We start from the raw sequence: 23,777 nt of genomic DNA on the forward strand, positions 1-23,777 counted from the left end.
ACTCTAACTCGCCACGGCCCTGTACCGCACCGTCTGGGACCTTCTGCCGTACCGCGCGGGACGAGTTCGTGATCACAGCCGCGGGTCGTGTGCTTGGTCGTGYGCGGACGACCTGCGTACGATGGGAAGGCAATCGCGGCGGGCGGTGTTCCATCCAGGCGTGTGCAACGGCTTGCTGGTGGGCTCGCTGGTGAGCTTGCTGGTGACGACTACTGGTGAGGACGGGACGACTGCCGTCGCGATGGCAGAACGGCGACCGTGCATGAAGGGTGGCGTCGCGGGCATCCCATGTTGTTGCCTACAGTGATGCGCACGTACTGGATGCGCACGTATTGCGAGTAGCCGAATACCTCTGGCATCCCTGCACACGTATCCAATCGGCCGAAGGAGGAGCGACGGTGGCTGTCGTCGTGACTCCCCACGCCCCAGGGAATATTCACTAGGGAGCAGCCTCCATGACAGTCCAGGACACGACGACCGATACGGCGACCGGCGTGGACACAGYGACTCGTCCGAACACCGTCATCCTGACCGACGTGGCCGCGCACAAGGTGAAGAGCCTGCTCGAGCAGGAGGGGCGTGAGGACCTCCAGCTGCGGATCGCCGTCCAGCCCGGCGGCTGCTCCGGCATGCGCTACCAGCTCTTCTTCGACGAGCGGCAGCTTGACGGCGACACCGTCCTCGACTTCTCCGGTGTCAAGGTCGCGGTCGACCGGATGAGCGGCCCGTACCTCGGCGGGGCGACGATCGACTTCGTCGACACGATCGAGAAGCAGGGCTTCACGATCGACAACCCGAACGCGGCGGGCTCCTGTGCCTGCGGCGACTCCTTCCACTGATCCCTGGTGATCCCTGGCGCCCTGCTGATTTCCGGGGTCGGGCGCTGATTTCTGGGGCCCGGCCGGGCGTGTTGCCATGGTCGGGGCGGCGGTAGGCGTCCGTCGCCGAGGCGACATCAGCCGGTGGGTCCGGTCCGGGGCGCCGGACAGCGCCGGGTTGCCGACGGTGTCCGTTCGGTGTGGCGTCGATAGTGGCGTGGGTTGTGACGTGTGGCCGGCTGGGAGCGACCAGCCGGCCACACGTCTGCCGTGTCCAGATGTCGGATGGACCCGGCAGTTACGGACGATGGCCAGGTAGAATCACGCATCGTGCCTATTGCCGTTACGGGTTCCATCGCGACCGACCATCTCATGCGCTTTCCGGGCCGGTTCGCCGAGCAGCTACTGGCCGACCAGCTGGACAGGATCTCCCTGTCGTTCCTTGTCGACGACCTGGTCATCCGGCGCGGGGGAGCGGCCGCCAACATCTGTTACGGGCTCGGACGGCTGGGCCTGCGTCCCGTTCTCGTCGGGGCGGTGGGCGAGGATTTCGCCGACTACCGGTCCTGGCTCGACCGCAACGGTGTCGACACGAACTCGGTGTATGTGAGCGAAATTGCCCACACCGCCCGTTTCGTGTGCACCACCGACGACGCCCTCTGCCAGATCGCCTCCTTCTATCCCGGTGCGATGAGCGACGCCCGGCTGATCGAGCTGCGTCCGATCGCCGACCGCCTGGGCAGCCTGGACCTGGTGCTGATCAGCCCGAACGACCCGGAGGCGATGCTCCGCCACACCGACGAGTGCCGCGAGCGGTCGATCCCGTTCGCGGCCGATCCCTCCCAGCAGCTCGCCCGGATGGACGGCCCGCAGATCCGCCGGTTGGTCGACGGCGCGGCCTGGCTGTTGTGCAACGAGTACGAGAAGGGCCTGCTGGAGAGCAAGACCGGCTGGTCGGACACGCAGGTGCTCCAGCGGGTGGGCGTCCGGATCACCACCCACGGCGCGGACGGGGTCGCCATCGAGGCCGTCGGGCAGGCGCCGATCCGGGTACCGGTCGTGCCCRCCCGGGTCACCCCGGATCCGACCGGTGTCGGGGACGCCTTCCGCGCCGGCTTCTTCGCGGGACGCGCCTGGGAACTGTCGTTGGAGCGCAGCGCGCAGCTCGGCTGCCTGCTCGCCACGCTGGCGCTGGAGACCATCGGCACCCAGGAGTACGAAACTGTTCCGGCCGAACTGGTCAAGCGCCTGTCGGAGACCTACGGCGCGGACGCCGCCGCACAGATCGCACCGCACCTGCCCACGGCCTGACCAGGACCCCCGGGGGGCCACAGCCTGACCGAGGATTCAGGTGAGTCGGCGGACGAGGTAGGCCGTCCCGCCCGTGGGCAGCGCCCGGGTCGCGACCAGCTCCTGAGCGCGCATCCGGCACCAGGCGGGGACGTCGAGGTCCGCGGCCGGGTCGTCCGCCCACAGCACCAGGGTGGCGGCGAGGTCGAGCTCACCGATACGGCGGGCCAGTTCGATGATCGGCAGCGGGCATCGCCGGCCCCGCGCGTCCACGGTGAACGCCGCCATGTCCCAGTGGATGTCGTCCGTATTATCTGTTTTGTTTATATTATTTATATTGTTTGTCATAGCCCGACTGTTCGTCATGGTCCGGTTGTCACGGTCCGGTAGTGCATCGCGGGCCGGTTGTGTGTCACAGTCCGGCGGCCCCGGCCCGTTCGCGGATGCGGGCGACCGCGTCCGGCAGGACCGCCAGCAGGGCGTCGACGTCCGCGCTGCCGGACTCCCGGCCGAAGGACACCCGAATGTTCCCCTGCGTCAACGCACCCATCGCGGCGAGCACATGGCTCGGGGTGAGCGTGTCGGAGGTGCAGCTGGAGCCGCTGCTGACCGCGATGCCCGCCCGGTCCAGCTCGTGCAGCAGCGACTCGCCGTCGACGTAGAGGCAGGAGAAGGTGAGCAGGTGCGGCAGCCGGCCGGCCGGGTCGGGGTCGCCGAGCAGTTCGACGTCCGCTATCAGCTCGGGCAGTCGGGCCCGTAGCCGCTCCACATAGCCGGCCAGGCGTGGACCCTCGGTGATGATCTCGCTGGCCCGGGCGTGCAGGGCCGCGGCCGTAGCGACGATCCCCGCGACGTTGGGGAAGCCGGCGACCCGCCCGCCCTCGCGCTCGTCCGCGGGCAGCGGGTTGACCCAGCGGCGTCCGGTGCGCACCACCAGGATGCCCACACCCGCCGGCCCGCCGAACTTGTGCGCGCTGGCGCTGAGCAGGTCGGCGCCCAGCGCCGTGACGTCCACCGGTATCCGCCCGAGCGACATGGCCGCGTCCACGTGCAGCGGGACGCCCGTGGCGTGCAGGACATCCGCGGCCGCGGCCACCGGCTGGATGGTGGCGACCTCGTGGTTGGCGTGCTGCAGGCTGGCCACCGCCGTGTCCGGCGGGGGGGTGAAGCTCACCGGGTCGACGCGGCCGAACCTGTCCACCCCGATGGTGCCGACCAGACCGCCGGCGTGCTCGTGCCACTCGGCGGCGTGCAGGACACAGGAGTGTTCCACGGCGCTGACCAGGATGCGGCTGCCGGCGCGGCGGCGGGCCCGGGCCGCGCCGAGCAGCGCGAGCTGGGCCGCCTGGGTGCCCGAGGCGGTGAAGCTGACCTCGTCCGGCCGGGCGCCGATCACCCCGGCAACCGTCTCCCGGGCGGCGTCGAGCAGCATGCGGGCCTGCCGGGCGTCGCGGTACAGCCGGGCCGGGTCGGCCCACCCCTCGTCGATCGCGGCCAGCAGGGCCGCCCGGGCCGTCGGATGCAGAACGGCCGTAGAAGCATGATCGAGATAGGCCGGCACGCCTACCACGGTATGCCGCCACGTTCACGCCATGCTGGCGCGCGGGCCCGTCCCGCCGCGGGCCCGAAGCGGCGTCCGAGACCCACGACATGACCGTCCGCCTCAGGAAAGATCGCCAAAAGTTTGCCGTTTTGTACGCTGATCTGACGAAAAAGAGTACAAAACAACAAACTCGCCTGGATCATGCTTCGTGTGGATGGCCCGGAGCGGACAGCTGATGCTCCCCGTCGTACCGCGCGGACAGACGGATGGGGCGCGCCGGTCGCGGTGACCAGGCAGGGCCGGCCGAGCGACCATACTCGCGCACCTGGACGACCACAACCGGCTCACCGTCGGTCATGTCGCCGCCCGTTGCCGCGGTGGCGGTCGGTTGGCACACGTCCGTCACGCGGGAAGCTGCCCGTGGACAACGAGGAGTGACATGAGGGCGGTGCTTCGAAGAGCCGGCGGCGGGCGGCCGAACATGCTTTTCGCTGTTTTTCTCGGAGCGATGACGGCAGCTTCCTGCGGTTCCTCCGGGCCGGCCGGCGACTTCGTCGGCATGGTCACCTCTGTTATGCCGGACCGGGTGTGTGTCGGACGGCCTGCCGCGGGAGGCGCATGCTTCCCCGCCGAATCCTCCGTACTCCAGTCCCTCCGTGTCGGCGACTGCATCGTCGTGGAGCTGGGCGGATCCGAGAGCGGTCAGGACGCGGGCCGACTGATCGGATTCCGCCGGGTAAAAGCTGACCCGAACTGTCCGAGCCCGCCGCCATCGGCATCTTCCGTCCCCCTATCAGGTTGACGGCCGTTCTGCCGGTCGATGTATCGTCCGGCTGCCCGGACACATCCTGAGAGCCGCCTTATGGATCCGGATGGTCACGACGTTTCGTCCAGGCGCTGGTAGACGGTGGGGCGTCCTCTGCCGCCGAGCTGGACGATCAGACCTCGACCGCGCAGCCGACGAAGTGCCCTGCGGATGGTGGGGGCGGTCAGTCCCAGATCTCTTTCCAGCTCCGAAACGGTCCGCGTTCCCTTGGCAAGAGCCTGGTGGATCCGCAGTTCCGTGGTGTTCAGATCCGTCTCGGCCGGCGTGGCTGTCCTCCGCTGGAGGACGACGGTGAACCGGATGCCGCTGTCGATGTAGTGGGCGGGCGGCAGATGGTATGCGGCGAGCGCGTCGGTAATGGTCGGGATACCGCTTGCGAGAGCTTCGATGACGCGGGCGCCGGTCTCCGGGGAGCGGACGTGCTGGCAGATGGCGACCAGCCTGGCGTTGCGTGYCGAGGTGACGGYGTCCCGGCCGAGKCAGTCGACGGTGATGCGGTACAGCCCGCCCGGATTCGCCACGACGAGGCGGTCCCTCCGCAGCCGTACCTCGACGGCGAGGCCGGCGGACCAGTGGTCGAGGTCACGGTGGACCAGGGCGTTGGCGACCAGTTCACGGAAGGCGACGAACGGATAGGTGGGACGGTCGTGCACGGTACCGTCCGCCTCGGAGACGATCGACGTGTCGAACGTACGTCTGGCCCACAGCAGCGCGGCGTCGAGCATCCGTGGAATGGATCCGGTGATCGTGACCTKGTTCCTGGCGCGTGTTCCAGCGGGATCGGTCGACAGCGGCTCGGCCGATGCCYGGATGACGTACCGGGGAAACCACTGCTGAGGGTGGACGCCGAGCGCGAGCAGGCCGGCGACGGTGGGCCGGCCGTCGGTGTCGTATCTGATTTTCGGATTTGACGATGATCATGCTTACTGTAACGGCAACCGAGGCGTCCCGCAGGTTCTCGGACCTGCTTGACGCGATCGAGGCTGGTGAGACCATTGTAATTACACGAGGTAACCGTTCGATCGCGGAAATTGGGCCGGCGCGTCGGCGGACCGGAGTCGACCTTCGAGCCGTGCTTGTCGGCACCGCGCCACCGGATGACGCCTTCGAAGYGGACATCGCGGAGGCGGTCGGTCACCTGGCCGTGGACGAGGGTGACCCGTGGGCCGCCGCCTGATCCTCGACAGCAACATCCTCATCGCCCACGATCTGATCATCGCGGCCCATGCGGCCGAGACCGGACGGATCGTCCTCAGCCGCGACGTCAAAGCCCGTTTTACCGATCTTCCCGGCGTCCTCGCGGTGGAGGCATAGGCGTCATCCCGCCACGGGTTCGGGAAGGCCCCGTCGCTGCGGGTCGCGACGGGTCGTCTGTCGCGCCGCAAGCCGACGGCGGGGCGAAAAGGGGCTCCGGCGGGTTGCCCGGGATGCCTTTCTCGGGGCGGGAGGGCTCACCTGTCGGGGCTCTGGCGTGATGCCGGACGGGTAGCTGGGATACGCTCCTGCCGCAGCATCTACAGCTTGTCGAAGAGCCCTGCGTCGACCGGGTTGGTTCGCCCGGGCCGACGCATTCGTGGGAGGCAGGACCTGGTGACCCGATCCTTCGGCCGACCTCGGCCGTTGCCCGCCGATGTCGAGGAAGCGGCCGCCTCCGACGCTGCCCGGGCGGGGAGTACGAACCGCGCGCGAGGTTCTGATCACCGCGCCGCCCGCGCCCGGCCGCGGCGGCGCCGCCTGGCCCTGACGGCCGGGCTCGCGCTGCTCGTCATGACCGCGACCGGGTGTGATGTTCCCAACTTCGGTTTCCCCGACGGAGTGACGGACCAGACACCGCGCATTCTGAACCTGTGGCAGGGCTCCTCGATCGCGGCGCTCGCCGTGGGCGTGTTCACCTGGGGCCTGATCTTCTATGCGATCATTGTGTTCCGGAAGCGGTCGGACGACCTGCCGCGGCAGGTCCGGTACAACCTGCCGGTCGAGATCCTGTACACCGTCGTGCCTCTGGTCATCGTGGCCGGGCTGTTCTACTACACGGCCCGCGACGAGATCGAGATCAACCGGCTGCCACCCGACCCGGACGTCACCGTCAACGTGATCGGTTTCCGCTGGAACTGGCAGTTCCGCTATCTCGACACCGGCCGCGACGGCACCGCCCCGATAGAGGTCACCGGCAGGCCCGGGGAGCCAGCCGTCCTGGTGCTCCCGCAGAACCGGACGATCCGCTTCATCGAGACCTCGCCGGATGTGATCCACTCCTTCTGGGTGCCCGACTTCCTGTTCAAGCGGGACGTGGTCCCCGGCCGGATCAACCAGTTCCAGCTCACGATCACCAAAACCGGTACCTTCGTGGGCCGTTGCGCGGAGCTGTGCGGGGTCGACCACGACCGGATGAACTTCTCCGTCAAGGTGGTCCCCGGTGACGAGTACGACCGGTTCATCGCCGAACGGACCCGTCCGGTCTCGGACGTGACCCCGGCCACAGTCACCGCCGCCGGGGCGCCCGCGCAGACATCCGCCGCACCGAACACCTCCGGGAGCCGACAGTGACACTGGTGCACGAGCCGCCGGCCGGCCACGTCGAGGATCTCCACACCAGGCCGCGGACGAACCTGCTCGGCTACCTGCGGACGACGTCCCACAAGGACATCGCCCTGCTCTACGGCGTGACCTCCTTCATCTTCTTCCTCTTCGCCGGGATCATGGCCGAGCTGATGCGGATCGAGCTCGCCCGGCCTGGTCTGCAGATCGTGTCGAACGAACAGTTCAACCAGCTGTTCACGATGCACGGCACGCTGATGCTGCTGATGTTCGCCACGCCCATGGYGTTCGCGTTCGCGAACTTCCTGATACCGCTGCAGATCGGCTCGCCGGACGTGGCCTTCCCCCGGCTGAACGCGCTGTCCTACTGGTTCTTCCTCTTCGGCAGCCTGACCGTCGTCACGGGATTCCTGACCCCCAACGGCGCGGCGGACTTCGGCTGGTTCGCCTACGCGCCGCTGAACAACTCGCTCTATTCGCCGGGGGCCGGCGCCGACCTGTGGATTCTCGGCCTGGCGCTGTCCGGTCTGGGTACCATCCTCGGCGCGGTCAACATGATCACGACGATTCTCTGCCTGCGGGCGCCGGGTATGACGATGTTCCGGCTGCCCATCTTCTGCTGGAACTTCCTGATCACCTCGATCCTGGTGCTGATCGCCTTCCCGGTCCTCACCGGCGCGCTGCTCGCGCTTGAGGCGGACCGCCGACTGGGCGCGCACATATTCGACGCGGCCAACGGCGGCGCGATCCTGTGGCAGCACCTGTTCTGGTTCTTCGGCCATCCCGAGGTCTACATCATCGCCCTGCCGTTCTTCGGCATCATCAGCGAGGTCCTGCCGGTCTTCTCCCGCAAGCCGCTGTTCGGGTACAAGGGGCTGGTCTTCGCGACGGTCGGTATCGGCGCGCTGTCGGTGGCGGTGTGGGCACACCACATGTTCGCCACCGGGGCCGTCCTGCTGCCGTTCTTCGCCTTCCTCTCCTTCCTGATCGCGGTGCCGACCGGGATGAAGTACTTCAACTGGATCGGCACTCTGTGGCGAGGGCAGATCACCTTCGAGACGCCCATGTTGTTCGCGCTGGGCTTTCTCGTGACGTTCCTCTTCGGCGGCCTCACCGGCGTGCTGCTGGCCAGCCCGCCGATCGACTTCCACGTCAGTGACAGCTACTTCGTGGTCGCGCACTTCCACTATGTCGTTTTCGGCTCGGTGGTCTTCGCCGCGTACGCCGGGATCTACTTCTGGTTCCCCAAGGTCACCGGGCGGCTGCTCGACGAGAAACTCGGGAAGATCCATTTCTGGGCGTTGTTCTTCRGCTTCCACCTGACCTTCCTGATCCAGCACTGGCTGGGCGTGAAGGGCATGCCGCSCCGGGTCGCCGACTACTCGCCCACCGACGGTTTCACCACCTACAACACGATCTCCACGGCCGGCGCCTTCCTGTTGGCCACCTCGACCCTGCCGTTCATCTACAACGTCTGGCGTTCGTACAAGAAGGGCGAGCTGGCTGTCGTGGACGACCCGTGGGGCTACGGGAACTCCCTGGAATGGGCGACGTCCTGCCCGCCGCCGCGCCACAACTTCCGCTCGCTGCCGCGTATCCGCTCGGAACGGCCGGCTTTCGACCTGCACTATCCGCAGGCGGCGGGCAGCGTGGACTACCACGCCACGCCTGAAATCAAATAGCCGGCCCGTGGGCCGGCAGGAGACCAGCCGAAGCCGATGCGATGATGTTGTCGCGTCGGCGGAGGCCGAGAGAGGCACTGGCCGAAGCCGATGCGATGATTTTTTCGCGTCGGCGGAGGCCGCAAGGGAGGAGCGGTAGCCATGAAGATCGAAGGCGTGGTCTTCCTCGTATTCACAATCTTCTGCGCGGCGGTTGACGTGGTCTACTGGTTCACATCACAGGATCCGACCGGCACCGTCGCGTTGGCACTGTGCGGCGGCCTCGGCCTGCTGGTCGGTGGATATCTGCTGTTCACCGCCCGCCGGATCGGAGCGCRGCCACAGGACCTGCCCGACGCCGAGGTCGCCGACGGGGCCGGGGAACTCGGGCACTTCACACCGGGTAGCTACTATCCGATCTTTATCGCGTTCAGCGCCAGCCTGGTCGTCTTCGGCATCGTCTTCGGTGTCTGGCTCGGTCTGATCGGCGGGATCCTGACGCTGTTCTTCGTCACAGGCCTGCTGTTCGAGAACCTGTGGCACCCACCCGTCCCCGAAGACTGATCCTGTTTCCGGTGGGCCGGACGCCGGCCCACCGGAAACAGGTGGCCCTGGGTTGGACCGGCCGCCCACGCGCGGGACAGCCCAGGTGAGACAGGGCCTGACCTGCTCTGGATGGAACTTCCGTCTGTCGGCGCCCATCGGTACGGACTTACGCGAACGGACGTACGTGACAGGTCCTCCGGCAGGGGCCGGATCTGTCCTGGGTGAAAACCGGCCTCTGGGTGAACCGGTGCTGCCCTGGCCTCAGACGCCGGTGGACGCGGCGGCGGCAGCCGCCTGGCTCGTCCTGACCCAGCGCCCCAGCGCGGCTTCGGCCGCGCCGGAATCCAGCGACCAGGCGGCCCGGCTGAGCTGACGCTGGATCTGCTCGCTCACCGGTGCGGCGGTCGGCCCGGTGGAGGCGATCAGAGCCGTCGCGGCGGCCAGCAGGACGGCATCGCGTACCAGCCCGCGACGTCCGGCCAGCAGGGCACGGGCGACCTCGGCGTTGTGGGCGGCGTCACCGCCCCGCAGCTCCGCGGGGTCGCCGGGCTGGATGCCCACCGTTCGTGGGTCGAAGGCCTCCTGCCGGACCGTGCCGCCACTGACCACCCATACCGTCGACGTGGTCGTCGGCGTGAGCTCGTCGAGGCCGTCGTCGCCCCGGAACACCAGGCCCCGGGTGCCGCGCGCGGCGAGCACGCCCGCGACGACCGGGGCCAGCCGTGGGTCGGCGACCCCGATGGCCTGGGAGGCGGGCCGGCCCGGGTTGGTCAGCGGCCCGAGGATGTTGAAGAAGGTGGGCACGCCGAGCTCACGGCGCGTCCCGGCCGCGTGCCGCATGGCCGGATGGAAGACCGGGGCGAAACAGAAGGCCGCACCCGCCCGGGCCAGGCAGGTGCCGACGGCGGCCGGCGGCAGGTCGATGACGACGCCGAGTTCCTCCAGCAGGTCGGCCGTGCCGCAGCGCGAGGACGCGGCCCGGTTGCCATGCTTGATCACGGGGATGCCGGATCCGGCGACCACGAGCGCCGCCATGGTCGATATGTTCACCGAATGTGATCGATCTCCGCCGGTGCCGCAGGTGTCCACCGCGCGTTCCCGGACCTCGTCGGAGACCTCCAGCGGCGCGGCGTGGTCGAGCATCGCTTCGACCAGGCCGCGGACCTCCTCGGAGGTCTCACCCTTGGCCCGTAGCGCCACCGCGAAGCCGGCGATCCGGGCGGGTGACGCCGCGCCGGACATGATCTGCCGCATCGCCCAGCCGGCCTCCTCGGCGCGTAGCGAGTCCCCGCGCAGGAGCAGCGTGAGAAGTTCGGCCCAGCTCGGCTGGCCGGCGGGTACGGGTACGACCGGCTCGTCCCTGTCCGTGCCTGTTGGCTCCGTGCCTGTTGGCGTGGCCATCATCCCTGTCTTCCCCGTTGTGATCGTACTTGGTTGTTCCTGGCGTCCGGTCGTTCCCGCCGCCCCGGCTGCTCCCGGACCGCCGAGCTGTTCGTGCCGTCCGGCCATCCGGGTACCGCGCGGACTGTTTCTCGGACGGATCGCGGGTAGCCCGACCGGGCTGGCGCACCGGCCGGGCCGGCGCGCCGGGTGGGGCTGTGGCCGGGCGTTGGGCGCCTTGGCCCCAGGGCACTGMCGTCAGCAGGGAAGGGGCGTGTCAGTGAGCGGGGGAGGACTGCGCGCGGGGCGCCGGCGCGTGCCGGCGGCGCAGCAGCGTGACGACGACCTCGGTGAGCTCGGCGGGGTCGACCGGGTGAGCGACCACCGCGTCCGCCAGCGACCAGCTCGCCAGCCAGCGGTCGTCCCGGCGGGCGACCAGCAGGACGGTGGGCGGGGGGTTGGGGATCTCGTTCTTGATCTGCCGGGACAGGCCCATACCCCCGCTGGGGGCGGCCTYGGCGTCCAGGACGCAGATGTCGGCTTCCCCGTGGTCGACCGCGTCGATCACGGACGGGCCGTCCGCGGCGTCCAGGAACTCCAGGATGCCGAGTTCGCGGTCGGGAAGCGGGCCGATGGCGAGCTTCACCTGCTCCCGGACTTCGGGCTTGTCCGCGTACACGAGAACGGTACTCATGCGACCGCAGGCCTTTCACTCGAAGCGGCCGTTGGCAGGATGGCGCCCGATGGGAGCGTCGAGGAGCCACACACCGCGACCGCGGCAGTGTGCGCCCATGGTGGGTGTGCGCCCATGGCGTGATGTGTGCCCATGGTGAGGGACCCGCCCGCAGGGTATCCGATCGTGCTGACAGGTGACGCCCACGGTCGCGGCACCGGGAGCTGTGCGGGACACGCAGGGGAGATGCCGATGTGTCATCGCCTGGTCCGCCAGGCCGGGCGCGGCGGGTTTGCGGGACCGCCGTCCTCTGGTAGAGAATGAGACTCGTTCTCAAGGGTGTCGAGCGCAGCAAAGTCAGTCGCGGCCAGCCATGACCAAACGTCACAAGATAATTGCGGACGGTTGGCCAGGGCGGGGCGCGTCTACCAACGGCATCGGACGTGACAACATCGGATGTGACATGGACGGTCAGCAGGCTCTCCGTCTCACCCCCCAGCGCCGCGCGGTGCTGGAGGTGCTTCAGACTGCCCACAACCATCCGACAGCGGCCGAGGTCTACGATCGCGTCCGAGAAGTCGCGCCAGGTATCGGCGCTGCCACCGTCTACCGGTCTCTGGGGCTGCTCGTCCAGGCCGGACAGGCCCTCGAGCTCAGCCTCGGCAACGGTACGGCCGCCCGCTACGACGGGAACACCAGCCGTCACGACCATCTGGTCTGTGACCGCTGTGGACAAGCCGTGGACATCGATCTGCCGAGCCCGGTGGAGATGATGGTCGACGAGCTCGCGCACAGCACCGGCTTCGCGATCACAGGCTACGACCTGCAGTTGCGCGGCCTGTGTCCGTCCTGTCGACCGGGTGGTTGATCACCGGAAGCCCTGAACACCAGCGGCTGTCGCGCGGCCGGTGTCCCACTCGAGGTTTCCCGCGCCGCCGCGAGCCACTCATCCGAGCGGTCGTCACCATCCTGGACGGCCGCACCCCAAGGACGTCGCCTCGCACCAGAGGTGACCGCACTTGAAGAAGGTCACCAGAGGTGACCGCACCCGAAAGAAGGTCACCAGAGGTGACCGCAGCCGAAAGAAGGAGCATGTATGTCCAAGCTTGACGGCACGAAGACGCACGACAACCTCAAGGAGGCGTTCGCCGGCGAGAGCCAGGCGAACCGCCGCTACCTCTACTTCGCCCGGGTGGCGGACATCGAGGGCCTGACCGATGTCAGCTCGCTCTTCCGCGACACCGCCGAGGGTGAGACCGGTCACGCTTTCGGCCACCTGGACTTCCTCGCCAAGGTCGGCGACCCGGCGACGGGGAGCCCGATCGGTGACACCGCCAAGAACCTTGCCAGCGCCGTGGCGGGGGAGACCTACGAGTTCACCGCGATGTACCCGGGCTTCGCCAAGACCGCCCGTGAGGAGGGTTTCGAGGAGATCGCCGACTGGTTCGCCACCCTCGCGCGGGCCGAGAAGACCCACGCCGGCCGCTTCCAGAAGGCCCTGGACACGCTGGACACAGTCGCGGCGGAATAACTCCGGCAGGCCGTACCGCTTCGGGCTGTCACCAGGGCGGAGCCGCCTGCCGCCGAGAAGGTAGCTGGCCGGGGTGGACGCACAGGTCGCGTCCGCCCCGGCCACTACACGTTGTCGGCGCGTGACGTTGTCGGCGTGTGCCCGGCGGACGGCATCCCGGCCGCTTCATGATCTGGCGGATGTCGGCGTAACATCCGGCGCGCCGCCCATGCCTTCGATGATCGTCAGGGAGTCCCAACGATGGCGCTCAGTGTCGCCGACATCATCACCGACCCCGAGGTCTACTCCGCCCAACGGCCGAGCCTGCGCGCCCGCATCCTGCCGGTGAGGGCGGAGCGCCGAATCCGGGTCGGCGACATGCTCCTGTTCGAGTTCGAGAACGAGCAGACCCTGCGCTACCAGGTGCAGGAGATGGTTTACACCGAACGGCTGCGCGATCCCTCGGAGGTCGCCCACGAGATCGACATCTATTCCCGCCTGCTGCCCTCCAGCCACACGCTGACCGCCACCCTGTTCATCGAGCTTGACGTCCTGGACGCCGTGCGCGCGGAGCTGGAGCGGCTGGCCGGCGTGCAGCGCAGCATCCGGCTGGAGATCGGCGGCGTACCGGTGCCGGCCGAGGAGATTCTCGGCCCCGACGAGGACCCGGACGTCCCGAGCCAGACCGTGTCCGTGCACATGCTGCGGTTCCTCCTCAACGACGACACCCGGGACGCCTTCCGGGATCCGGCCGTGCCGGTCGAGCTGGTGGTCGACCATCCCGCCTACAACGAGGCGACACCGATCACCGGCACGACCAGGACGTCCCTGATCGCGGACCTCGCGCTACGCGGCTGACCGCCTACGCGGCTGGTAGTCCGCCACGTAGCCGGCTGCCGGCGCTCCGGCCCGGCCTTCCTGTCGGCCTGCCTGGCCTGGCTCGTCAGCCCTGCTCCGTCCCCGGTGTCCTGTCGCGGACGGTCGCGGGCCGCCGTGGGGCGGCGGTGTCGTTCGCGGCGAGCCGGGCGAGCCAGGCGTTGTAGGCGGCCTCCCGGGCGAGCAGCTCGGCTTCCGGATCCGCCTCCGGAACGGGCCCGAGCTCCCGATCCGCATTCTGTTCCGTCTCCCGCGGCCGTCCGGCTGCCCCGTCCCGCTCGGTCGCGGGGTGCCCGGGTGTGCCCGGGCGTGCTCGGGCGGGGCTCGCGGCGGTGTCGAGCAGCCGGTCCAGGCGGCGGTCCTCGCGGGCGGCCTCCCGGCCGTCCGCCCGTGACCACTGGATGAACAACGCGACGAACACCATGGCGCCGACCACCTCGCCGGCGGCCCACATCAGCCCGGCGCCGGTCTGCTGGTCGCCGAGCGGGCTGGACCCCCAGGTCCGGCCGAGCTCGGCATACCAGTCCGCGGCGAAGACCTCGTTGGTGGTGAACATCGCCAGCGCCCACAGCGCGTGCATCGGGAAGGTCACGAACAGCAGGAGCAGCCGTCCCCAGTACGGCAGCCGTCCCGGCATCGGGTCGAGTCCGATGATCGGCCAGTAGAACAGGCAGCCGACGGCCAGGAAGTGCACGTGCAGGAACAGATGGAGCGCCGTGTGCCGCATCGACGCCTCGTACAGGCCGGTGAAGTACAGCCCGTAGAGGCTCACGATGAACGCGGCGAAGCCGACCAGCGGGAAGGTGACCACCCGCGCCACCCGGCTGTGCAGCAGCCGTACCAGCAGCCGGCGGGGACGCAGCGGCAGGGCCCGCAGCGCCAGCGTCACGGGGGCGCCCAGCGCGAGCGGGATGGGCGCGACCGTGCCGAGCAGCATGTGCTGGACGGCGTGCGCGCTGAACAGGGCGGTGTCGTAGGCGGCTATCCCACCGACGAGCGCGTAGGCGACCACCACCAGGCCGGCCAGCCAGGAGGCCGTCCGCCAGCGGCTCCAGGCGTCTCCACGATCTGTGAGTCTGCTCACTCCAAACAGGTACAACCCGCCCATGAGGGCGACCAGCAGCAACGGGCCGGGCTCCGGCGAGATGTGCAGCAGCATTCGCCCGACGGTCGGTGGCGGTGGAAGTTCTCCCTGCCCGGACGATGCGAGCAGGCTTCCCGCGCCTGCCGTGGCAAGGGCGCCGGGACTGGTCACAGGCCCTGTCACCTCACTCCGATCGGGGTCGGACGGGGGTTCGGTCGAACCCTCGACAGCTCGTAGTCCTACCGAATGTCGAACCTACGGTGGCGCCTGACGGATCGCGTGCCAGAATGACCGACGTGGCCTCCGCCTCCGTCCTTGAGAAAGCTCCGCCGCCGCATCCGACGGCCAACCGTCCCTCGATGGTTTCGGTCGGAACGATCGTGTGGCTGTCATCGGAGCTGATGTTCTTCGCGGCCCTGTTCGCGATGTACTACACGATCCGATCGGTCGACAGCGACAACTGGCCGCCGACCACCGGCGTTCCCGCGGGGTCCGAGTACGGCCCGGTCCACCTGCACGTCGGTTTCGCGCTCTTCTTCACGACGATCCTGGTGCTCTCCAGTCTGACCTGCCAGCTCGGCGTGTTCGCCGCCGAGCGCGGTGACGTCTACGGGCTGCGCCGCTGGTACGTCATCACCCTGATCATGGGTCTGGTGTTCGTCGGCGGCCAGGCGTGGGAGTACTTCCGCGAGAACGAGTTCTCGATCTCGTCCCATGCCTACGGCTCCGTGTACTACCTCACGACCGGCTTCCACGGCCTGCACGTCATCGGTGGGCTCGTCGCCTTCGTGATCGTGCTGGCCCGGTCGACCTACGGCAGGTTCACGCCCGAGAAGGCGACGTCCGCGATCGTGACGTCGTACTACTGGCACTTCGTCGACGTCGTCTGGATCGGCCTGTACGCGACCATCTACCTCCTCCAGTGAGCCAGTGAGCGACATGACTGCATCTACGGGCGCTGCCCGCGCATCCGTACGCCGGCGTCGGCGTTCCTCGGCCGTGGTCCTGCTGGTGGCGCTCGCGRCCACCGGCGTGTTGTGGACGGCGTTCGCTCCGCGTGGGACGGCCGAGGACACCGCGGYGACCAACGAGGCCGTCCGGGCGGGGCGRGCCCTCTACCTCCAGGGCTGCTCAAGCTGCCACGGCCTGCAGGGCCAGGGCGGCAACCAGGCCCCGAGCCTGATCGGCGTCGGGTCGGCCGCGGTCGACTTCCAGGTCAGCACCGGGCGGATGCCGCTGGCGGCGCCGGGCGCGCAGGCCAAGCGCAAGGACCCGATCTACAGTCAGACGCAGATCGACCAGCTGGCCGCCTACATCGACAGCCTCGGCGGCGGCCCGCGGAAGCCGGTCATCGACGAGGCCGAGTGGAACGACGCCGACCTGGCCCACGGCGGGGAGCTGTACCGGGCCAACTGCGCCCAGTGCCACCAGGCCGCGGGTGCGGGCGCGCCGCTGACCTACGGCAAGTACGCGCCGGACCTCAGCCACGCCACCCCGACTCAGATCATCGAGGCGATGCGGACCGGTCCGGAGTCGATGCCCCTGTTCGGCCCGGGGCAGGTCGACGAGGCCGACGCGGTCGCGATCGCCAAGTACATCCGGCACGTCAGCGAGGCTCCGGCCGCCGGCGGCCACGGTCTTGGTAAGTACGGCCCGGTTCCTGAGGGGCTGCTGGCCTGGCTGGTCGGAATCGGCGGCCTGCTCGCGGTGTGCCTGTGGATCGGAGCGAGGCAGAAGGTATGAGCAAGCAGGACGACGACAACGCCGGCCCGGGCGCGCCCGACGACAGCGGCGGCAGCATCTTCGACAGGGCCAAGCACCCGGTGAAGCCGTCAGGGCAGCCCSCACCCGGGTCCGACGTCAGCGCTGGCGGACCCGAACTGAGTCAGGGCCACGACGACGGTCCCGAGCGTCTCGGTACCCCTGAGCACCAGACCGACGCGACCCGCGCGGGGTCGACGGTCCTGCTGGCCGAGCCGCCCGAGCGGGGCGTGGGTGTACGTGATCCCCACGCCGAGGCGCTCGACCGCCGGGCCGAACGCCGGGCCGAGCGGCAGGCCGCGTTCTGGTTCGTGATTTCGATCATCGGGACGGTCGGGTTCGTTGTCACCAACTTCGTCGGTGACAAGCACAAGGAGTACTACACCCCGGCCCTGGGCGCCGCGCTCGCCCTGGCCGTGGGCGGCATCGGGTTCGGGATCATCATCTGGGCCAAGCGGCTCATGCCGCACGAGGAGGCCGTCCAGGAGCGGCACCCCTTCAGGTCCGCGGACGAGGAGATCGCCGCCACCGAGGAGACGGTCGCCCTCGGCTACGCCGACACCGGGCTGGCCCGCCGGCCGCTGATCCGCCGGACCCTGCTCGGCGCGGGCACGGTGCTCGGCGCCCTGCTGGTGGTACCGCTGCTGAACCTGACCAACCGCAAGCCGGGCAAACAGCTCGGCCACACCCACTGGGTGAAGGGCGCCCGGCTGGTCACCGGGGAGGRCACCCCGGTCAGGCTCGGTGACATCTCCATCGGCGGCATCGAGACGGTGTTCCCGGCGGTCCCGGTCACCGAGCCCGACGGCAGGGTCCGTTACGAGCCCCAGCYCACCCTGCACCAGAAGGCCGACAGCGCCACCGTCCTGATCCGGCTCGGGCCGGACGAGAACCGGCCGCGGCCGGGCCGGGAGAACTGGGCCTACGACGGCCACGTCGCCTACTCCAAGATCTGCACTCACGCGGGCTGCCCGGTCAGCCTCTACGAGGCGCAGACCCACCACCTGCTCTGCCCCTGTCACCAGTCCGTGTTCGATGTGTTGGACGGATGCCGAGCGATCTTCGGGCCGGCCAGCCGGTCCCTGCCACAACTGGCGATCGACGTTGACGCGGACGGATATTTCATCGCACGAGACGGCGACTTCACCGAGCCCATCGGTCCCGCCTTCTGGGAGCGCTCATGACCACCGTCCCACCGCCACCCCTGGTCAAGAGGCCGGGTCCCGTCCGCGCGCTCAACCGGGCGGCCGACGAACGGTTCGGCACGCAGGGGGCGTTGCGGCGCAACCTGAACAAGGTGTTCCCCGACCACTGGTCCTTCATGATCGGGGAGATCGCCCTCTACAGCTTCGTCATCCTGGTGCTGACCGGCATCTATCTGACGCTGTTCTTCGACCCGAGCAACACCGAGGTCGTCTACGACGGCTCGTACGTGCCGCTCAAGGGCGTGGAGATGAGCCGCGCCTACGCGTCGACCCTGGAGATCAGCTTCGACACCCGCGCGGGYCTGGTCTTCCGCCAGATCCACCACTGGGCCGCGCTGCTGTTCGTCGCGTCCATCCTGGTGCACCTGATGCGGGTGTTCTTCACCGGTGCCTTCCGCAAGCCCCGCGAGGTCAACTGGCTGATCGGTGTCGGCCTGTTCGTGCTGGGCATCCTGGAGGGCTTCGCCGGCTACTCGCTGCCGGACGACCTGCTCTCCGGTACCGGGCTGCGGATCGCCTCGTCCATCGCGCAGTCGATCCCGGTCGTCGGCACCTGGGCGTCCTTCCTCGTCTTCAACGGTGAGTGGCCGGGCGAGAACTTCATTCCCCGGCTGTACGTCGTCCACATCCTGCTGGTGCCGGGCATCCTGCTGGCGCTGATCGGCGCCCATCTGGGCATCCTCTGGCACCAGAAGCACACCGACTTCCCCGGTCCGGGCAAGACCGAGCACAACGTCGTCGGACACCGGGTCTTCCCGGTCTTCGCGGCGAAGTCCAGCGGCTTCTTCATGCTGGTGTTCGCGATGYTCGCCCTGCTCGGGGGCCTCGCCCAGATCAACCCGATCTGGGCCTTCGGGCCGTACGACCCGGCGAACGTCAGCTCCGCATCCCAGCCGGACTGGTACATCGGCTTCCTCGACGGGTCGACCCGGCTGTTCCCGCCGTGGGAGTTCCGCGGGCTCGGGCACACGGTCCCGGCGGTGTTCTGGCCGACGCTGATCCTGCCCGGCATCCTGTTCACCCTGCTGGCGGTGTACCCGTTCATCGAGGCGAAGGTCACCGGCGACAAGGAGTCGCACAACCTGCTGCAGCGTCCGCGCGAGGCGCCCACCCGCACCGGCCTCGGCGCCTTCGCCATCACGTTCTACCTGGTGCTGTGGATCTCGGGTGGCAACGACGTCATCGCCAAGACGTTCGACATCTCGCTGAACGCGATGACCTGGGCGGGACGGGTCGGCGCCATCGTCCTGCCGCCGATCGTCTTCTACCTCACCAGGAAGCTGTRCATCCACCTGCAGGAACGTGACCGCGAGATCGCCGAACACGGCATCGAGACCGGGATCATCCAGCAGCTGCCCAACGGGGAGTTCGTGGAGGAGCACCGGCCGAAGCTGCCGCCGGTGCCCGACCACCCCCGGGTGCCGACCGACCGGGTGGCCCTGCCGTCCGCGGGGGATGGGCATGCCAAGGGTGCTCTCGTGCGTCGCGCGGGCCGGGCTGTCAGCGGCTTCTTCGTCGAGGAGGAGGAACGCCAGCCGGAGCCGACCGGCTCCTCCTCGCAGCATCCCGAGGGCGGGCACTGACCGGCTGGGGTCTTCTTGCCGCGAGGTTTACCTGGGGCCTTCCACCTCCGTCATCCGGAGGCGGGAGGCCCAGGCCTTTTGTGGGTGTTCGGGTGGATGTTCGACCGGGACAGGTGACGCGACAACCGCGGGGGTGGATAGTTAGTTGTAGAAAGAAAAAGATATGGAGGTCGGATGTCCATCGATCATTCCGTGTCACCGACCGCGTCCACGCCAGCCCCGGATGACTCGCCGGCGCTGGACGTCCGAGGGCTGACCTACCGGTTCGGCGAGAAGACCGCGGTCGACTCCCTCGACCTCACCCTCGCCCCCGGGGAGATCGTCGGCCTGCTCGGGCCGAACGGTGCCGGCAAGACCACGGCGATCCGCGTCATCGTGACGCTGCTGCGGCCGGCGGCCGGCTCGGTTCTCGTCTTCGGGGTGGACGCGGCCCGCCAGCCGATCCGGACCCGGCGGCTGATCGGCTACGTACCGCAGATGCTCTCCGCGGACAGCGGGCTGACCGGACGCGAGAACGTCGCGCTGTTCGCCGGCCTGTTCGACGTCCCGCGCCGGCAGCGACGGGCCCGGGTCGACCAGGCGCTGGCGGCCATGGGCCTGACCGACGTCGCCGACCGGCTGGCACGCACCTACTCGGGCGGGATGGTCCGCCGTCTGGAACTGGCCCAGGCCCTGGTCAACGCGCCACGGCTGCTCATCCTCGACGAGCCGACCGTCGGGCTCGACCCGATCGCCCGCGACAGCGTCTGGGAGCACGTCCTGCGCCTGCGCGAGGAGCACGGCATGGCGGTACTGCTGACCACCCACTACATGGAGGAGGCCGACGTCCTCTGCGACCGGGTCGCGCTGATGCACGCCGGCCGGGTGCAGGTCATCGGCGTGCCCGGCGAGCTGAAGGCCGCGCTGGGCGCGCGGGCCAGCCTGGAGGACGTGTTCCGGCACCACACCGGCGATGCGCTCGCCGGCAACGGCAACGAGGCAGGTGATTTCCGTGGCGTCCAGCACACCCGCCGTGCCGCCCGCCGGGTTGGCTAGCGCTCCGGGGGAGCGGGATCCCCGGACCGCCGGGAACGCGGCCGACAGGGCCTGGCCCGGCGGCCTCGTCGACGACGACTTCGACACCAGCCGGCTGGGCGCGGCCCGGCTGCTGCTGCGCCGGCTGGCCACGCTGTCCCTGGTGGAGCTGCAGAAGCTGCGCCACGACCGGGTGGAGCTCTACACCAGAGCCGTCCAGCCCGCGCTGTGGCTGCTGGTCTTCGGTGTGACGTTCAACCGCGTCCACGCCATCCCGACCGGATCCGTCCCGTACCTGGACTACCTGGCACCGGGGATCCTCGCCCAGTCCGCGCTGTTCATCTCGATCTTCTACGGCATCCAGATCATCTGGGACCGGGACGCGGGCGTGCTGGCCAAGCTCATGGTCACGCCCACACCGCGCACCGCGCTGGTCACGGGCAAGGCGTTCGCCGCCGGGGTGCGCGCGCTGATCCAGGTGTTCGTCGTCGTGCTGCTCGCGGCGGTGCTCGGCGTCGGGCTGACCGCCAACCCGCTGAAGCTGGTGGGCGCCGCGGTGGCGGTGGTGATCGGCGCGGCGTTCTTCGCCTGCCTGTCCATCGTGATCGCGGGGCTGGTGCTCTCCCGGGACCGGCTGATGGGCATCGGCCAGGCAATCATGATGCCGATGTTCTTCGCCAGCAACGCCCTCTACCCGGTCGACATCATGCCGTCCTGGGTACGGGTGGTCAGCTATCTCAACCCGTTGAGCTATCTGGTCGACGCGCTGCGCGGCCTGCTGATCGGCACGCATTCCCACCTGCCGCTCGACTTCGTCGTCCTGATCGGCTCCGCCGGGGTGACGATCCTGGCGGCGAGCGCCCTGCTCGGCCGGCTCGCGCGGTAGCGGCGCCGACGCCATCCGGCCACCTGGCCGCCTGGCGGCCAGGCAGCCTAGGCCAGCCGGCCGCGTCAGCCGGAGCCCCGCGGCCGGTGCGGCGGTCAGCCGCTCAGCAGGGCGATATGCCTGGCCGCCGTGGTCACCGGGGAGGCCCACCGGCCGTCGAGGCCGACCAGGCGCACGCCCGCGCCGGTCAGCCAGCGGTGGATCAGTTCGGTCTCCTCGGCGCTCGCGCAGGGCGTGGGGCCCGGCCCCGGGCGCACGGTCTCGGCGCTGGCCCGGGCCGCCGTCACCCAGGGCCACGGATCGGTGCTCGCCGGTGCGCTGGCCGCCCCGGCGAGCCGGCCGTGGCGGATCACCGCGATGTCCCAGCCGCCCTCGTCGGTGGGCGCGGCGGCGGTCATCTCGGCCACGCCGGTCAGCGCCGCCAGGCGCTGGAGCCGCTGTGACGCGTGCAGGAAGGCCAGCAGCCGGTCGCGGACGACCGCCGCGTCCTCGTAGCGCTGCTCGGCGGCGAGGGTGGCGATGCGGACCCGCGCGGCGTCCACGACCACCTGCGGGTCGGCGGTGATGGCGGTCACGGCCGCTGCCACGTGCCGGGCGTACTCCTGCGGGCTCTCCCGGCCGTCGCAGGGCGCCCCGCAGCGGCCCAGCTCCACCAGCGCGCACGCGGCGGTGGGCCGGCGCGGTGACAGCCTGGTGGCGCACTGGCGCAGCGGGATCGCCTCGTGGATCGCGGCCGCGGCGAGGTCCGCCACGGCCATGCTGGGGAACGGGCCGAGGTAGGTACCGTCGTCCCGGGCCGCCCGCACCCGGGACAGCCGCGGGTACGGCTCATCGGTGATCTTCAGGTAGACCGCCCGTTCCGGGTTCCGGGAGCGGCGGTTGTACGGGGGCTTGTGCTCGGCGATCAGCCGGACCTCCCGGACCTGCGCCTCCAGCGCGTGCGCGCACGAGATCGCGTCCACCCGCTCGGCCGACGCGACCATCGCGGCCATCCGCTGCCGCGGCTCACCGGCGGTGAAGTACGACCGGACGCGGGCCCGTACCGACCGGGACGTCCCGACATAGAGGGGCCGGTCGCTGCTGTCCCGGAAGATGTACACCCCCGGGCCGGTCGGCAGGTCGTCCGCCAGGTGCCGCTTGCGCCGCCGGGCGGGGGAGACCTTGCGGGAGAATCCGTGCAGTTCCTCCAGCGTGGTCACGCCGAAACCGCCGAGACGCTCGAACAGCCCGTGCAGCACGGCGACGGTCGCCCGCGCGTCCGCCAGCGCCCGGTGGCAGGGCCCGGCGTCCGCGGGGAAGAGCCGGGCCAGCGAGGCGAGTTTGTGGTTCGGGGTCTCGTCTCGGCCCAGTACCTGCCTGGCGATACGGAGTGTGTCCAGATGCTCCCAGTCAGGGACGGGATGGCCGCAGCGTATACACGCCTCCCGCAGGAATCCGAGGTCGAAGGGCGCGTTGTGCGCGACCAGCACGCTGCCATGGGCGAACTCCAGGAAGGTCGGCAGGGCCGCGTCGATGCGGGGCGCGGTGGCGACCATCGCGTCGGTGATCCCGGTGAGGACCGAGATGAACGGCGGGATCGGCGCGTCCGGCCGCACCAGCGTCGCCAGTTCCGCGAGGACCTCCCCGCCGCGGATCTTCACCGCGCCGATCTCGGTGATCTCGCTGTCGGCCGCCCGGCTGCCGGTGGTCTCCAGGTCCACCACGACGAAGGTGACCTCCCGCAGGGGACGGCCGAGCTCCGCCGGCGGCACGGGCAGCTGGGCCGCCGGCAACACGGGATGAACATGATCGTGCTGCTGGCGGCCCGCCGGGGCGCCCTGATGGAGCGGGGACTGGTGCCCGGCGGGCGGCGTGGGTGGTGCGTCCGGGTGGCCGCCGCCCGGCGCGGGGAAGAACCGGCGCATGTCCGGGTACGGTAGTCCCTGCTCACGACAGTTTTCCGGCCCTGTTCCCGGGACGGGTTCCCGCTCGCGCCCGCCGGTCACCGGCTGGCCGCCAGACGCCGGTGGCCTGTCACGCGAACGGCCGGGCGAACCCGTCCTGACCCGCCGTGGTGACCCGGAACTCGTTGCCCTCCGGGTCGGCGAGGATGAAGCCGCTGTCGGCGCCGTCGGTGTAGCGTCCGACCTCGCGGGCGCCCAGCGACGACAGCCAGCCGACCACGCGTGCGGCGTCCACCGCGTACAGGTCCAGGTGCAGCCGGCCCGGGCTCGGCACCGACCCGGACACGCGCCGTAAACGCAGCTTGGGACCGGCGCCGGCCGGGTGGCGTAGGACGGCCGAGTCGCCGTCGTGCCGCGCAACCTCGTAGCCGAGTGCCGACGACCAGAACCCGACCATCAGCTCCACGTTGACGCAGTCCAGGCCCACCTGGGCCATGCGGATGCCATTCGTTTCAAACCAGGCCACAGGCGCATGATTCCGCATGGCTGACCGGTCTGTGTCGGTGTGTCACCCTGGGGCCGCCGGCCCGTCCACGGCAGCGCCCCGTCGCCGCCGTGCCGGTACCGTTGCGCTGCCCGGCCCGCGGCCGCGCTGTCGACCCGCCGTTGTGCTGCCGGCACGGCACCAGCACGCTGCCAG

The 23,777-nt window shown here is 69.8% G+C and carries 24 protein-coding genes and 1 pseudogene; 17 read left to right on the forward strand and 8 right to left on the reverse strand.

Annotated elements, in window-relative coordinates:
- Nucleotides 1–455: 455 nt before the first annotated feature.
- Both BL254_RS03860 and BL254_RS03865 read left to right on the forward strand, forming a co-directional pair.
- Nucleotides 456–839 (forward strand): iron-sulfur cluster assembly accessory protein, encoded by a 384-nt coding sequence (locus tag BL254_RS03860; RefSeq protein ID WP_076842542.1) that lies wholly within the window; start codon nt 456–458, stop codon nt 837–839.
- 309 nt (nt 840–1,148) lie between these two features.
- Nucleotides 1,149–2,129 (forward strand): carbohydrate kinase family protein, encoded by a 981-nt coding sequence (locus tag BL254_RS03865; protein ID WP_076842543.1) that lies wholly within the window; start codon nt 1,149–1,151, stop codon nt 2,127–2,129.
- A gap of 36 nt (nt 2,130–2,165) precedes the next feature.
- On the opposite strand, the gene BL254_RS03870 is transcribed toward BL254_RS03865, so the two are convergent.
- From BL254_RS03870 to BL254_RS28120, 3 genes are all read right to left on the reverse strand, one after another.
- Entirely contained in the window at nt 2,166–2,474 is a 309-nt protein-coding gene (locus BL254_RS03870) for a sulfurtransferase TusA family protein (RefSeq protein ID WP_235433728.1), read from the reverse strand.
- Nucleotides 2,475–2,520: 46 nt separating this feature from the next.
- A complete protein-coding gene (locus BL254_RS03875) occupies nt 2,521–3,669 on the reverse strand; it encodes a cysteine desulfurase family protein (RefSeq protein WP_047224448.1) in 1,149 nt (382 codons plus the stop codon).
- Between the two features lie 858 nt (nt 3,670–4,527).
- Nucleotides 4,528–5,202 carry an ATP-binding protein gene (locus BL254_RS28120; RefSeq protein ID WP_254857771.1) on the reverse strand — a complete coding sequence of 225 codons (675 nt, stop codon included), beginning with the start codon at nt 5,200–5,202 and terminating at the stop codon, nt 4,528–4,530.
- Nucleotides 5,203–5,396: 194 nt separating this feature from the next.
- Here BL254_RS28120 and BL254_RS28125 point away from each other — a divergent pair, with 194 nt between their 5' ends.
- From BL254_RS28125 to BL254_RS03905, 5 genes and pseudogenes are all read left to right on the forward strand, one after another.
- On the forward strand, nt 5,397–5,654 hold the full coding sequence (locus BL254_RS28125; RefSeq protein ID WP_076842637.1) for a type II toxin-antitoxin system Phd/YefM family antitoxin: 258 nt from the start codon (nt 5,397–5,399) through the stop codon (nt 5,652–5,654).
- A 23-nt stretch (nt 5,655–5,677) separates the two neighbouring features.
- Nucleotides 5,678–5,791: pseudogene (locus BL254_RS03890) on the forward strand (type II toxin-antitoxin system VapC family toxin); the annotation flags it as partial.
- A gap of 276 nt (nt 5,792–6,067) precedes the next feature.
- Nucleotides 6,068–7,024 (forward strand): cytochrome c oxidase subunit II, encoded by a 957-nt coding sequence (gene coxB / locus BL254_RS03895; RefSeq protein WP_047224449.1) that lies wholly within the window; start codon nt 6,068–6,070, stop codon nt 7,022–7,024.
- Nucleotides 7,021–8,697: a cytochrome c oxidase subunit I gene (ctaD, locus tag BL254_RS03900; RefSeq protein ID WP_076842544.1), complete on the forward strand. Its 1,677-nt coding sequence runs from the start codon at nt 7,021–7,023 to the stop codon at nt 8,695–8,697. Before coxB ends, ctaD begins: the two co-directional genes overlap by 4 nt.
- A 141-nt stretch (nt 8,698–8,838) precedes the next feature.
- Nucleotides 8,839–9,240 (forward strand): cytochrome c oxidase subunit 4, encoded by a 402-nt coding sequence (locus BL254_RS03905; protein ID WP_076842545.1) that lies wholly within the window; start codon nt 8,839–8,841, stop codon nt 9,238–9,240.
- 243 nt (nt 9,241–9,483) lie between these two features.
- Here BL254_RS03905 and trpD read toward each other — a convergent pair whose 3' ends face one another.
- Together trpD and BL254_RS03915 are read right to left on the reverse strand one after the other, a co-directional pair.
- Nucleotides 9,484–10,626 (reverse strand): anthranilate phosphoribosyltransferase, encoded by a 1,143-nt coding sequence (trpD, locus tag BL254_RS03910; RefSeq protein WP_076842546.1) that lies wholly within the window; start codon nt 10,624–10,626, stop codon nt 9,484–9,486.
- A gap of 253 nt (nt 10,627–10,879) precedes the next feature.
- Entirely contained in the window at nt 10,880–11,296 is a 417-nt protein-coding gene (locus BL254_RS03915) for a response regulator transcription factor (protein ID WP_076842547.1), read from the reverse strand.
- 442 nt (nt 11,297–11,738) lie between these two features.
- On the opposite strand from BL254_RS03915, the gene BL254_RS03920 reads away from it, so the two are divergent.
- From BL254_RS03920 to BL254_RS03930, 3 genes are all read left to right on the forward strand, one after another.
- Nucleotides 11,739–12,143 carry a Fur family transcriptional regulator gene (locus BL254_RS03920; protein ID WP_043603786.1) on the forward strand — a complete coding sequence of 135 codons (405 nt, stop codon included), beginning with the start codon at nt 11,739–11,741 and terminating at the stop codon, nt 12,141–12,143.
- Nucleotides 12,144–12,371: 228 nt separating this feature from the next.
- The gene (locus tag BL254_RS03925; RefSeq protein WP_013874387.1) at nt 12,372–12,806 is read left to right on the forward strand and encodes a rubrerythrin family protein; all 435 of its coding nucleotides are present in this window, start codon (nt 12,372–12,374) and stop codon (nt 12,804–12,806) included.
- Between the two features lie 240 nt (nt 12,807–13,046).
- Nucleotides 13,047–13,643 (forward strand): DUF3501 family protein, encoded by a 597-nt coding sequence (locus BL254_RS03930; RefSeq protein ID WP_013874386.1) that lies wholly within the window; start codon nt 13,047–13,049, stop codon nt 13,641–13,643.
- An 85-nt stretch (nt 13,644–13,728) separates the two neighbouring features.
- On the opposite strand, the gene BL254_RS03935 is transcribed toward BL254_RS03930, so the two are convergent.
- Entirely contained in the window at nt 13,729–14,916 is a 1,188-nt protein-coding gene (locus BL254_RS03935) for a cytochrome c oxidase assembly protein (RefSeq protein WP_047224453.1), read from the reverse strand.
- Nucleotides 14,917–15,032: 116 nt separating this feature from the next.
- Here BL254_RS03935 and BL254_RS03940 point away from each other — a divergent pair, with 116 nt between their 5' ends.
- The 6 genes from BL254_RS03940 (at nt 15,033) to BL254_RS03965 (ending at nt 21,194) form a co-directional block, all read left to right on the forward strand.
- A complete protein-coding gene (locus BL254_RS03940) occupies nt 15,033–15,671 on the forward strand; it encodes a heme-copper oxidase subunit III (protein WP_013874384.1) in 639 nt (212 codons plus the stop codon).
- A 13-nt stretch (nt 15,672–15,684) separates the two neighbouring features.
- On the forward strand, nt 15,685–16,488 hold the full coding sequence (locus BL254_RS03945; RefSeq protein WP_254857775.1) for a c-type cytochrome: 804 nt from the start codon (nt 15,685–15,687) through the stop codon (nt 16,486–16,488).
- Nucleotides 16,485–17,690: a ubiquinol-cytochrome c reductase iron-sulfur subunit gene (locus tag BL254_RS03950; RefSeq protein WP_076842549.1), complete on the forward strand. Its 1,206-nt coding sequence runs from the start codon at nt 16,485–16,487 to the stop codon at nt 17,688–17,690. Before BL254_RS03945 ends, BL254_RS03950 begins: the two co-directional genes overlap by 4 nt.
- Nucleotides 17,687–19,294, forward strand: a complete 1,608-nt coding sequence (locus tag BL254_RS03955) for a ubiquinol-cytochrome c reductase cytochrome b subunit (RefSeq protein ID WP_076842550.1) — start codon at nt 17,687–17,689, stop codon at nt 19,292–19,294. The genes BL254_RS03950 and BL254_RS03955 overlap by 4 nt, the downstream gene beginning before the upstream one ends.
- Before the next feature lie 174 nt (nt 19,295–19,468).
- Nucleotides 19,469–20,329, forward strand: a complete 861-nt coding sequence (locus tag BL254_RS03960; RefSeq protein ID WP_076842551.1) for an ABC transporter ATP-binding protein — start codon at nt 19,469–19,471, stop codon at nt 20,327–20,329.
- Nucleotides 20,286–21,194, forward strand: a complete 909-nt coding sequence (locus BL254_RS03965) for an ABC transporter permease (RefSeq protein ID WP_013874379.1) — start codon at nt 20,286–20,288, stop codon at nt 21,192–21,194. Before BL254_RS03960 ends, BL254_RS03965 begins: the two co-directional genes overlap by 44 nt.
- 95 nt (nt 21,195–21,289) lie before the next feature.
- Here BL254_RS03965 and BL254_RS03970 read toward each other — a convergent pair whose 3' ends face one another.
- Nucleotides 21,290–22,969 (reverse strand): DEDD exonuclease domain-containing protein, encoded by a 1,680-nt coding sequence (locus BL254_RS03970; RefSeq protein ID WP_254857777.1) that lies wholly within the window; start codon nt 22,967–22,969, stop codon nt 21,290–21,292.
- A 9-nt stretch (nt 22,970–22,978) separates the two neighbouring features.
- Between BL254_RS03970 and BL254_RS28930 the strand changes: the two genes are divergently transcribed.
- A complete protein-coding gene (locus BL254_RS28930; protein WP_256386221.1) occupies nt 22,979–23,113 on the forward strand; it encodes a hypothetical protein in 135 nt (44 codons plus the stop codon).
- Between the two features lie 94 nt (nt 23,114–23,207).
- Here the strand turns inward: BL254_RS28930 and BL254_RS03975 are convergent, their stop codons facing one another.
- Nucleotides 23,208–23,621, reverse strand: a complete 414-nt coding sequence (locus BL254_RS03975) for a VOC family protein (RefSeq protein ID WP_047224091.1) — start codon at nt 23,619–23,621, stop codon at nt 23,208–23,210.
- Nucleotides 23,622–23,777 lie beyond the last annotated feature (156 nt).

Origin of the sequence: Protofrankia sp. BMG5.30 (genome assembly GCF_001983005.1) — a bacterium.
In the GTDB taxonomy this organism is placed as follows: domain Bacteria; phylum Actinomycetota; class Actinomycetes; order Frankiales; family Frankiaceae; genus Protofrankia; species Protofrankia coriariae.

What these genes read in the sequence shown, in the direction of transcription:
- BL254_RS03870 (WP_235433728.1), bottom strand. Translation starts at nt 2,474, where the DNA reads ATGACGAACAGTCGGGCTATGACAAACAATATAAATAATATAAACAAA.
- trpD (WP_076842546.1), bottom strand. Translation starts at nt 10,626, where the DNA reads ATGATGGCCACGCCAACAGGCACGGAGCCAACAGGCACGGACAGGGAC.
- BL254_RS03920 (WP_043603786.1), top strand. Translation starts at nt 11,739, where the DNA reads ATGGACGGTCAGCAGGCTCTCCGTCTCACCCCCCAGCGCCGCGCGGTG.
- BL254_RS03925 (WP_013874387.1), top strand. Translation starts at nt 12,372, where the DNA reads ATGTCCAAGCTTGACGGCACGAAGACGCACGACAACCTCAAGGAGGCG.
- BL254_RS03930 (WP_013874386.1), top strand. Translation starts at nt 13,047, where the DNA reads ATGGCGCTCAGTGTCGCCGACATCATCACCGACCCCGAGGTCTACTCC.
- BL254_RS03940 (WP_013874384.1), top strand. Translation starts at nt 15,033, where the DNA reads ATGACCGACGTGGCCTCCGCCTCCGTCCTTGAGAAAGCTCCGCCGCCG.
- BL254_RS03960 (WP_076842551.1), top strand. Translation starts at nt 19,469, where the DNA reads ATGTCCATCGATCATTCCGTGTCACCGACCGCGTCCACGCCAGCCCCG.
- BL254_RS28930 (WP_256386221.1), top strand. Translation starts at nt 22,979, where the DNA reads ATGATCGTGCTGCTGGCGGCCCGCCGGGGCGCCCTGATGGAGCGGGGA.
- BL254_RS03975 (WP_047224091.1), bottom strand. Translation starts at nt 23,621, where the DNA reads ATGCGGAATCATGCGCCTGTGGCCTGGTTTGAAACGAATGGCATCCGC.